The following is a 268-nucleotide window of genomic DNA, read 5'->3' as shown; positions in this document are numbered from 1 at the left end:
AAAGCGTTCTTGCTCGAGGGGTTCTTCTGCCACAATGAAGTCTTTGTTGCCGAGGCTTATTTTGTCTTTGGAGGGTGGCATATAACTGCTGTCCTCCGAATCATCATTCCCAACCGGCTCGTCGGGGTTACTCTTCCCTTCCTCCCTATCTTCCTGTTCGGAAGCTGGTTCAATGAGGGCATCTGGGTCTTCGGCGTTCTCCGGAGTATTATTTTCTCCGGTGCCGGTATTGCTTTCTTTGTCACGACGTGATTTTGAACGGCGCCGC

Annotated in this window: 1 protein-coding gene; it reads right to left on the bottom strand. The window is 51.5% G+C overall.

Annotation, left to right across the window (positions count from 1 at the left end):
* Window positions 1-268: hypothetical protein (locus tag L9G74_RS24210; protein WP_238898656.1), on the bottom strand; the 268-nt coding region annotated here is incomplete at both ends.

This window comes from Shewanella electrica, from assembly GCF_022321485.1.
Taxonomy (GTDB): Bacteria; Pseudomonadota; Gammaproteobacteria; order Enterobacterales; family Shewanellaceae; genus Shewanella; species Shewanella electrica.
The sequence above is the reverse complement of the archived record's forward strand: the minus strand, read 5'-3'. Positions and strand labels throughout refer to the sequence as shown.